This window comes from Amycolatopsis sp. NPDC005232, assembly GCF_040607795.1.
Taxonomy (GTDB): domain Bacteria; phylum Actinomycetota; class Actinomycetes; order Mycobacteriales; family Pseudonocardiaceae; genus Amycolatopsis.
Map to the genome: position 1 here is coordinate 417,221 of NZ_JBEXHL010000004.1, position 9,258 is coordinate 426,478.

8 protein-coding genes are annotated in these 9,258 nt (G+C 70.8%); 3 read left to right on the forward strand and 5 right to left on the reverse strand.

Annotated elements, in window-relative coordinates:
- Positions 1 to 79 precede the first annotated feature (79 nt).
- Positions 80 to 1,180: a HoxN/HupN/NixA family nickel/cobalt transporter gene (locus ABZU76_RS11420; RefSeq protein WP_354867578.1), complete on the forward strand. Its 1,101-nt coding sequence runs from the start codon at positions 80 to 82 to the stop codon at positions 1,178 to 1,180.
- Here the strand turns inward: ABZU76_RS11420 and ABZU76_RS11425 are convergent.
- From ABZU76_RS11425 to ABZU76_RS11445, 5 genes are all read right to left on the reverse strand, one after another.
- Positions 1,167 to 2,954, reverse strand: coding sequence for a GAF domain-containing protein (locus ABZU76_RS11425; protein ID WP_354867580.1), 1,788 nt, complete (start codon positions 2,952 to 2,954; stop codon positions 1,167 to 1,169). The two genes, ABZU76_RS11420 and ABZU76_RS11425, sit on opposite strands and share 14 nt — an antisense overlap.
- The gene (locus ABZU76_RS11430) at positions 2,951 to 4,267 is read right to left on the reverse strand and encodes an MFS transporter (protein WP_354867583.1); all 1,317 of its coding nucleotides are present in this window, start codon (positions 4,265 to 4,267) and stop codon (positions 2,951 to 2,953) included. The genes ABZU76_RS11425 and ABZU76_RS11430 overlap by 4 nt, the downstream gene beginning before the upstream one ends.
- Before the next feature lie 32 nt (positions 4,268 to 4,299).
- Entirely contained in the window at positions 4,300 to 5,073 is a 774-nt protein-coding gene (locus tag ABZU76_RS11435) for a 3-hydroxybutyrate dehydrogenase (RefSeq protein WP_354867585.1), read from the reverse strand.
- A gap of 88 nt (positions 5,074 to 5,161) precedes the next feature.
- A complete protein-coding gene (locus ABZU76_RS11440; protein WP_354867587.1) occupies positions 5,162 to 5,884 on the reverse strand; it encodes an oxidoreductase in 723 nt (240 codons plus the stop codon).
- Positions 5,881 to 6,387, reverse strand: coding sequence for a phosphoribosyltransferase (locus tag ABZU76_RS11445; protein WP_220244857.1), 507 nt, complete (start codon positions 6,385 to 6,387; stop codon positions 5,881 to 5,883). The genes ABZU76_RS11440 and ABZU76_RS11445 overlap by 4 nt, the downstream gene beginning before the upstream one ends.
- Before the next feature lie 114 nt (positions 6,388 to 6,501).
- On the opposite strand from ABZU76_RS11445, the gene ABZU76_RS11450 reads away from it, so the two are divergent.
- Both ABZU76_RS11450 and acs read left to right on the forward strand, forming a co-directional pair.
- Positions 6,502 to 7,083, forward strand: a complete 582-nt coding sequence (locus tag ABZU76_RS11450; RefSeq protein WP_354867590.1) for a GNAT family protein — start codon at positions 6,502 to 6,504, stop codon at positions 7,081 to 7,083.
- 94 nt (positions 7,084 to 7,177) lie between these two features.
- Positions 7,178 to 9,157, forward strand: a complete 1,980-nt coding sequence (gene acs, locus ABZU76_RS11455) for an acetate--CoA ligase (RefSeq protein ID WP_354867592.1) — start codon at positions 7,178 to 7,180, stop codon at positions 9,155 to 9,157.
- Positions 9,158 to 9,258: the final 101 nt, after the last annotated feature.

The window sequence follows — 9,258 nt, forward strand, 5'->3', positions numbered from 1 at the left end:
TTGTGAACCTGAGCTTATTGCGGTTCACCTGTTCACCTGCCTACTCTCTCAGGTGTTGTCTGCGAGTGAGGGCAGGTCTATGACCGAGGTGACGGAACGGACCCGCGCGAAGCAGCCGCTGTCGCGGCGCGAGTGGGGGTCACTCTCCGGGATGGCGGCGGTGATCCTGCTGCTGAACCTCGTGGGCTGGGGTGTGCTCGTGCTGTTCATCGCGCCGCACCACTACGACCTGGGGGCGTCTGGTGTGTTCGGGATCGGGCTGGGGGTCACGGCGTTCACGCTCGGCATGCGCCACGCGTTCGACGCGGACCACATCGCGGCGATCGACAACACCACGCGCAAGCTGATGGCCGAGGGCCAGCGGCCGCTGTCGGTCGGGTTCTGGTTCTCGCTGGGGCACTCGACGATCGTGTTCGGCCTCTGCCTGCTGCTCTCGCTGGGCGTGCGCGCGGTCGCCGGCCAGCTTCAGGACGATTCGTCGACGCTGCACCAGACCACCGGTCTCATCGGTACCTCTGTCTCGGGCGTTTTCCTTTATTTGATCGCGATCATCAACCTCGTGGCGCTCGTCGGGATCGTCCGGGTTTTCGCGCGGATGCGCCGCGGTGAGCTGGACGAAGCCGCGCTGGAACGCCAACTCGACAAGCGCGGCTTCATGAACCGCCTGCTGCGCGGCGCGACGAAGGCCGTGCGCAAGCCGTGGCACATCTACCCCGTGGGTGTCCTTTTCGGACTCGGCTTCGACACCGCCACGGAGATCGGCCTGCTGGTGCTCGCGGCCGGCGCCGCCGCGTTTGCGCTGCCCTGGTACGCGATCCTCGTGCTGCCCGTGCTCTTCGCCGCGGGCATGAGCCTGTTCGACGCCGCCGACGGCGTGTTCATGAACTTCGCCTACGGCTGGGCGTTTTCGCGGCCCATCCGCAAGATCTACTACAACATCACGGTCACGGCGCTTTCCGTGGCCGTGGCGCTGGTCATCGGCACGATCGAGCTCGTGTCGATTCTCGCCGACCAGCTCGACATCACCCAGGGCCCGCTCGCGGCGATCGCCGACGTGGACCTCGACTACGTCGGGTTCGCGATCGTCGGGCTGTTCATCCTCACCTGGCTGGTCGCGCTCGCCGTGTGGCGGTTCGGGCGCATCGAGGAGAAGTGGTCGGCGCGGCTCACTGACCACTGAGCCGCGCGACGCGCAGCGCGAGCTGGATCTCCAACGCGCGTTCTGGCTCGCGCCAGTCGTCGCCCAGCAGCGCGGAGACGCGATCGAGGCGCTGCACCACGGTGTTCACGTGGACGTGCAGCTCGTCCTTGGCGCGCGCCAGGTTGCCGCCGGCCGCGAAGTACGCGCGCAGCGTGCCGACGAGATCGGTGCCGCGGCGGGAGTCGTAGTCCAGGACCGGGCCGAGCGCGGCCGTGACGTAGGCGGGCAGGTCGGCGTGGCGACCGAGTAGCACGCCGAGGAAGCCCAGCTCGGCCATTGCCGCGCCGTCGCCTTCGCGGCCCAGGGCGAGCAGCGTGCTGACGCAACGAACCGCCTCGGCGTACGCGTGGGCGAGCGCGGCGGGACCCTTCGCGGGGCCGGCGGCACCGACCGTCACCGGACAGTCCACAACGGACTGAAGCTCACGCGCCACCTTGGCCGCCCCGACGCCGTCCGGCGCGAGAGCGACCACCTGTTCCGCGTGCACACCCACCAGGTCGCCGTACCGCGCGCACGCCGATGCGAGGCCACGGCGGGAAATCCCGGGCGCGTGGGCGACGAGCACCACGTGTGGCGCCGACAAGTCGACACCCAGCCGTCGCGCGCGGGCCGTCAACGAGGCCGGGTTGCGCGCGGGTGCCGTCAGCAGGTCCGTGAGCAGCTCGCCACGCACCTCGTCCTCGGCCTGCGCCACGGACCGGCGCAGCATCAGCAGCAACGCCGTGACCACGGCCGCGCGCTCGAACAACCGCCGGTCCGCGCCCGCCAGCTCCGGCCGGCCCGCCAGCGTGAGGCTGCCTAGCAGCTCCTGGCCGGCCCGCACCGCGCACACCCAGGTGTCCGATGTGGACTCCGCGCGCCCGCTGCCGCGTGAAGAAGCCACCGCCGGCGCGTCGAACGACAGCAGCGAGCCCGCCAGCAAGTCCCCCGAAGCGTCGTGGACGGCGATCTCGCCCCGCAGCACGCCCGCCACCTCCGCGGCGACTTCCGGCAGCTCACCGCCCCTGAGCACGAGGTCCATCAGGCGGTCGTGGGCTTCGTCGGCGCGGCGCATGGTCGCGTTCACGGCGTTGAGCTCGGCGGCCGAGCGGCGCGTCTCGTCGAGCAGGTGCGCGCTGTCCAGGGCGATCGCCGCGTGGTTGGCCAGCGAAGACAGCAGCGCGACCTCCGCCGTCGAGAACTCGCGTGGCGCGCGGTCCGACGCGTAGAGCACGCCCAGCACCTTGCCGCCGATGGCCAGCGGCACGCCGAGGATCGCCGTGAGGCCCTCCTCCAGCACGCCGGTGTCGATGGGTGAGGTGTGGCGGAAGCGCGCGTCGGCGAAGTAGTCCGCCGTGGCGTACGGCCGCGCGGTCTGGGCCACGAGCCCGCCGAGCCCCTCGCCCATGCCGAGCACGATCTGCTGGAACAACGCGGAAACCGAGCCGTCCGTGACACGGATGTAGGTCTTGCCGGCGGCCTCGTCGTTCAGGCTCAGGTACGACACGTCGACGCCGAGCAGGGTCCGCGCCCGCCGCACGATCGAGCGCAGCACCGCGTCCGGGTCACGCAGCCGCGCGAGGTCGCTCGCGGTGTCGAACAACGCCGTGAGCTCGGCTTCCCGCCGCTGGTGCTCGGTGAGCGTCTCGCGGACGCGCAGCGCGAGCTCGGTCGCATCGGCGCCGGACTCGCGCGCGGCGTGCGCCAGCTGCTCGCTGCTCGCCCCGGCGGCGAGCAGCTCGAGCAACCGGCGGTAGGGATCCACACAGGTCATGCTGTCACTGAGCGCCGTTCGGCGGGAGCCTCCTCCAGCGATTCACCGCGAGTCTCCCGCGCGGCGAGCAGGGCCAGCACCGACAGCACGCACATCGCGGCGACGTAGACCGAAACCGGCAGCGTCGAGTGGTACGCCTGGAACAGCGCCACGGCGACGAGCGGTGCGATCGCGCCCGCCGCGATGGACGACAGCTGCCCGCCCACCGAAAGGCCCGTGTAGCGCACGCGCGTGGGGAACTGCTCGGCGAAGAACGCCGCCTGCGGTCCGTACATCGCGCCGTGCACCACGAGCCCGATGGTCGCCGCGCCGATCACCGCGCCCGTCGTGCGCAGGTCCAGCAGCCAGAAGAAGCCGAACGCCCACGCGGCCATCCCGACCACGCCGAACAAGTACACCGGCTTGCGGCCGATCTTGTCGGACAGCAAGCCCCACAAGGGAATCGTCACGAAGTGCACGGCTGAGGCGACCAGCACGGCGGTGAGCCCGGTCGCCTTCGGCAGGCCGAGCCCGGTGGTGACGTAGACGAGGATGAACGCCGTGATCACGTAGTACGACACGTTCTCCGCTAGCCGCGCGCCGAACGTCACGACCAGCCCGCGCAGGTGCCCGCGGAACACGTCGACGATCGGCGTGGCTTCCTCCTCCCCTGCCGCGGCCTTCGCGGCGAGGAACACCGGCGACTCCGCGACGGCCAGCCGCACCCACAGCCCGATCGCCACGAGTACGCCCGACAGCAGGAACGGGATGCGCCAGCCCCACGCGTTGAACGTCGCGTCGGACTGCACGGAGGCGAGGATCGCCAGCACCGCCGTGGCCAGCAGGTTCCCGGCCGGCACGCCGGTCTGCGGCCACGACGCCCAGAAGCCGCGCCGGCGGTCGTCGCCGTGCTCGGACACGAGCAGCACCGCGCCGCCCCACTCGCCGCCGAGCGCGAAGCCCTGCACGAGCCGCAGCAGCGTCAGCAGGATCGGGGCGAGGACGCCGACCGCGCCGTACGTGGGCAGCACGCCCATGAGGAACGTCGAGCCGCCCATCATCACCAGGCTCACCACGAGCAGGCGCTTGCGCCCGATGCGGTCGCCGAAGTGGCCGAACACGAGCCCGCCGACGGGTCGCGCGAGGAAACCGACCGCGTAGGTCAGCAGTGCGAGCAGCGTGCCGGTGAGCGGGTCGGCGTTCGGGAAGAACAGCTTGTTGAACACGAGCGCGGCGGCCGAGGTGTAGAGGAAGAAGTCGTACCACTCCACGGTGGTGCCGATCAGGCTCGCGCCGACCACACGCAGCAGGCCGGCCCGGGTTGGTGTTGTCACTGCACACTCCACTTCGTTGTGGGGACGGGGTTTCAGGCGGCCGACCAGCCGCCGTCCAGGGGCAGCGACGCGCCCGTGACGTGCCCGGCGTGCTCGCCGCACAGCCACACCACGAGGTCGGCGACGTCCGCCGGTTCGATGAGCCGTTTGATCGCGGCGCGCCGTAGCAGCACCTGCTCCACGACCTCGTCGGCGTCGAGGCCGTGTTCGGCGGCCTGCGCGTCGATCTGGCCGGTGACGAGCGGCGTGCGGACGTAGCCGGGGTTGACGCAGTTGGACGTCACGCCGTGCTCCGCGCCTTCGAGAGCGGCCACTTTGGACAGTCCCTCGAGGGCGTGTTTCGCCGTTACGTACGCGGCTTTGAACGGGCTGGCGCGCAGGCCGTGCACGCTGGAGACGTTGACGATCCGGCCCCAGCCGCGCGCGTACATCGCCGGCAGCGACCGGCGAATCAGCAGGAACGGCGCCGTCACCATCAGCGCCTGGATCCGCGCGAACTGCTCGGGCGGGAACTCGGGCAGCGCGGCCACGTGCTGGAACCCGGCGTTGTTCACGAGCACGTCCAGCTCGGCGGGCAACGCGTCGATCACCGCGGGGTCGGTGAGGTCACCGACGTGCGCCCAGCCGCCGATCTCGGCCGCGGCCGCTTCGGCACCGCGCGCGTCGAGGTCGACGATGTGCACCTTCGCCCCGGCCGCGGCCAACGCGCGAACGCAGGCGAGCCCGATTCCGCTCGCACCGCCGGTCACGAGGGCGACGCGGCCATCAAGGTCGCCCCGTGAGATGTGACGTACCCCACTGGTCATGGGCTACGAGGTTAGGACTCGCCCACCTCGCCGACCATGTGTCCGGCCACCACAGCTTAGCAAGATCCAGTGTGGCCGGACCACACCCCTAACCGGCGGCAGACGAAATACTCCGCGCCTCCCGAGCTCCCACTTCGAACGCTTCACAGCAGAACAGCAGCCACTCCCGCACCCCGTCCGCCGTCCCCGCCGCGAAGCCCGCAGCCAGCTCGACGTACCGGGGCACGCGCCGGAAGAACGCCACCTCCGGCACGGTCAGGGCCTTCGGGTCCAGGCCCGTCGCGATCATCGACAGGCGCGCCGCCGCGCGGGCGACCACGCCGTCGGCCGAGCCGAACGGGCGCAGGGCCAGCAGCTCGCCGTGCACCACGGCCGTGAGCACCGGCCCGGGCACGGACGTCGCGCCGGTGACGAGCTGGGCCAGCAGCTCCAGGCGCTCGCCTCCGGCACGGGGCCGGCCGAGCGCGTCGGGATCGTCGACGACGTCGGCCGCGGCCAGGACGTGCAGGCGGGCCAGCGCCTGCAGCGGCGCGCGCCGCCAGGTTGGCAGGAGCGGTTCCAGCGACTCGGCCACGCGCAGGGCGCCGGCGAGCAGGGGGTCGGCGACCGCGCCGTCGGCGGGCAGTTCGGGGTTCGCGCCGTCGATGCCGGCGGACGCTCGCGCGGCCCGAACCGAAGCCTCGGCGGCCGTCTCCGCGCCGCCGCGCAGGTTGGCGGGCAGGCGGTGCACGGCGAACACCGCGTCCTGCGCCGCCTTGGCCGCGGCGGCGACGCCGTCGAGCTCCAGCAGCGGCTTGAGCGGGTCGCTCATGCGTCGAGCACCTGCCCGGCGCGCTTGACGACCGGCGGCAGGACCGACCACGGGAAGTTGATCCAGCGGTCGGTGCGGCGCCACACGTACTCGCTGGTGACCGTGGAATGCGGCTTCTCGTAGATCACGGCGCAGCGCACGTCGGCCACGTGGTCGGCGCAGAAGTCGCGCACGAGCTTGAGCGTGGCGCCGGTGTCGGCCACGTCGTCGGCGACGAGCACCCGCTTGTTGCTCAGGTCCACGACGTTCGGCACCGGCGGCAGCATCACCGGCAGGTCGAGGCGCTGGTCGACCCCGGTGTAGAACTCCACGTTCATCACGTGCAGGTTCTTCACGTCCAGCGCGTAGCCCAGCGCGCCGGCGACGAAGAGCCCGCCGCGGGCGATGGAGAGGATGAGGTCGGGCTCGAAGCCGTCGGCGGCGACCTGCTCGGCGAGCTCCCTGCTGGCGGTGCCGAACAACTCCCAGGTGAGCTCTTCCCGCGCCGCGCCGTCTTCAGCCATGCCCATGCCTCTCCTAGGTCGTTCCCGCGAGCATAAGCAACCGGGAAGTGGCCTGGAGAAATGATCGAGAAATGGCTATCGAGCACGACCACTTGACGCCGTAGCTTGGGTTCCGTGAGCGACTGGAACGACCACCCGACCCTGTCCGGCACCCACGTGCGCCTCGAGCCCCTCGGCGCGGACCACGCGAAGGGCCTGTTCGAGGCCGGCCAGGATCCCGCGATCTGGGCCTGGTTGAGCACCCGGCAGTTCGAGACCCCGGCCGACGCCGAGCGGTTCGTCGAGGCCGCCACGGCCGATCCCGACCGCCGCGCGTGGGCGCAGATCGACGTCGCCACCGGCCTCGTCGCCGGCACCACGTCGTACTACCAGGTCGCGGCGAAGCACCGGATCCTGTCGATCGGGCACACCTGGATCGGCGCCCCGTGGCAGCGTACGGCGCTCAACACCGAGGCCAAGTTCCTGTTGCTGCGCAACGCTTTCGAGGCCCTCGGCGCCCAGCGCGTGGCGTGGGAGACCGACAGCCGCAACCTGCGCTCCCAACGGGCCATCGAGCGGCTCGGCGCACTGCGCGAGGGCGTGCTGCGGGCCCACCGGATCCGTCCGGACGGCACTTCGCGCGACACGGTGGTGTACTCGATGACGGAAGCTGAATGGCCCGGCGCACGCGCCCGGCTGCTCGCCCGCCTCGCCTGAGGGCTCGCCCACACGGCTGCATCCTTGTCGTGAGCGGACTAACGTCGCTAGCGTGCCGTGAGCCGCGGGTTCGCACTACAGGAGGCCTTGCACCATGACCGAGCAGTCCCCAGCGCTGGACAACCTGCTCACCGAGAGCCGCACCTTCCCACCGAGCGACGAGTTCGCCGCTCAGGCCAACGCCAAGGCCGACACGTACGAGAAGGCGGACGCGGACCGGGAGCAGTTCTGGGCCGCGCAGGCCGAGCGCCTGAGCTGGGACACGAAGTGGACCCAGGTACTGGACTGGACCAATGCGCCCTTCGCGAAGTGGTTCGTCGGCGGCAAGCTCAACGTCGCCTACAACTGCGTCGACCGGCACGTCGAGTCCGGCCACGGCGACCAGGTCGCCATCCACTGGGTCGGCGAGCCCGGCGACACCCGTGACATCACCTACGCGCAGCTGAAGGACGAGGTCTCCAAGGCCGCCAACGCGCTGACCTCGCTCGGCGTGACCGCCGGCGACGTCGTGGCGATCCAGCTGCAGATGATCCCCGAGGCGATCTTCGCGATGCTCGCGTGCGCCCGCCTCGGCGCGCTGCACAACGTGGTGTTCGGCGGCTTCTCCCCGACCGCGCTGCGCGCCCGCGTGGACGACGCGTCGGCGAAGATCGTGATCACCTCCGACGGCCAGTACCGCCGCGGCAAGGCCGCCGCGATGAAGGCCAATGTGGACGAGGCGCTCGAGGGCGCCGAGACCGTGGAGAAGGTCATCGTGGTCCGCCGCACCGGCAGCGACCTCGCGGGCGAGGTGCCGTGGACCGACGGGCGCGACCTGTGGTGGCACGAGCTCGTCGACGGTCAGTCGGCCGAGCACACGCCCGAGGCGTTCGACAGCGAGCACCCGCTGTTCATCCTCTACACCTCCGGCACCACCGGGCGCCCGAAGGGCATCCTGCACACCTCCGGCGGCTACCTCACGCAGGCCGCGTACACGCACCACAACGTGTTCGACCACAAGCCGGGCGAGGACGTGTACTGGTGCACGGCCGACATCGGCTGGATCACCGGCCACAGCTACATCGTCTACGGGCCGCTGGCCAACCGCGTCACGCAGGTCGTGTACGAAGGCACGCCGAACACCCCGCACGAGGGCCGGCACTGGGAGATCGTGCAGAAGTACAAGGTCTCCATCTACTACACCGCGCCCACGCTGATCCGCACGTTCATGAAGTGGGGCGCGGAGATCCCGGCGAAGTACGACCTCACGTCGCTGCGCGTGCTCGGCAGCGTCGGCGAGCCGATCAACCCCGAGGCGTGGATCTGGTACCGCGAGACCATCGGCGCGAACAAGGCACCGATCGTCGACACGTGGTGGCAGACCGAGACCGGCGGGATCATGATCTCGCCGCTGCCGGGCGTCACGTCCACCAAGCCGGGTTCGGCCCAGCGCGCGCTGCCGGGCATCTCTGCGAAGGTCGTGGACGACCAGGGCAACGAGGTCGGCAAGGGCGGGGGCGGGTACCTGGTGCTCGACAAGCCGTGGCCGGGCATGCTGCGCGGCGTGTGGGGCGACGAGGAGCGCTTCCGCGAGACGTACTGGTCGCGCTTCGCCGCCCAGGGCTTCTACTTCGCCGGCGACGGCGCCAAGTACGACGCCGACGGTGACATCTGGCTGCTCGGCCGCGTCGACGACGTGATGAACGTGTCGGGCCACCGCATCTCGACCACCGAGGTCGAGTCGGCGCTGGTCTCGCACCCGACGGTGGCCGAGGCGGCCGTGGTCGGCGCGACCGACCCGACGACCGGGCAGGGCATCGTGGCGTTCGTGATCCTGCGCGGCAACGCCGTCGATGGTGGTGACGAGGCCGTGCAGGAGCTGCGCAACCACGTCGCGAAGGAGATCGGCCCGATCGCCAAGCCGCGCCAGATCATGGTCGTGCCGGAGCTGCCGAAGACGCGCTCGGGCAAGATCATGCGCCGCCTGCTGCGCGACGTCGCGGAGAACCGGGCGATCGGCGACGTCACGACGCTCGCGGACTCGTCGGTGATGGACCTGATCTCCTCCGGCCTGCAGTCGGGCAAGGAGGAGTAGGCACCGCGGGGTAGGTTCTCCTCGCCCTGCTTCGAAGCGCTCCAATGTGGCGTGGGGGTGGGCCGACACACCCAACCACCCCAAAAGTTGGTTCAGATCAC

What these genes read in the sequence shown, in the direction of transcription:
- ABZU76_RS11425 (WP_354867580.1), bottom strand. Translation starts at nt 2,954, where the DNA reads ATGACCTGTGTGGATCCCTACCGCCGGTTGCTCGAGCTGCTCGCCGCC.
- ABZU76_RS11435 (WP_354867585.1), bottom strand. Translation starts at nt 5,073, where the DNA reads ATGACCAGTGGGGTACGTCACATCTCACGGGGCGACCTTGATGGCCGC.
- ABZU76_RS11440 (WP_354867587.1), bottom strand. Translation starts at nt 5,884, where the DNA reads ATGAGCGACCCGCTCAAGCCGCTGCTGGAGCTCGACGGCGTCGCCGCC.
- ABZU76_RS11420 (WP_354867578.1), top strand. Translation starts at nt 80, where the DNA reads ATGACCGAGGTGACGGAACGGACCCGCGCGAAGCAGCCGCTGTCGCGG.
- acs (WP_354867592.1), top strand. Translation starts at nt 7,178, where the DNA reads ATGACCGAGCAGTCCCCAGCGCTGGACAACCTGCTCACCGAGAGCCGC.
- ABZU76_RS11445 (WP_220244857.1), bottom strand. Translation starts at nt 6,387, where the DNA reads ATGGCTGAAGACGGCGCGGCGCGGGAAGAGCTCACCTGGGAGTTGTTC.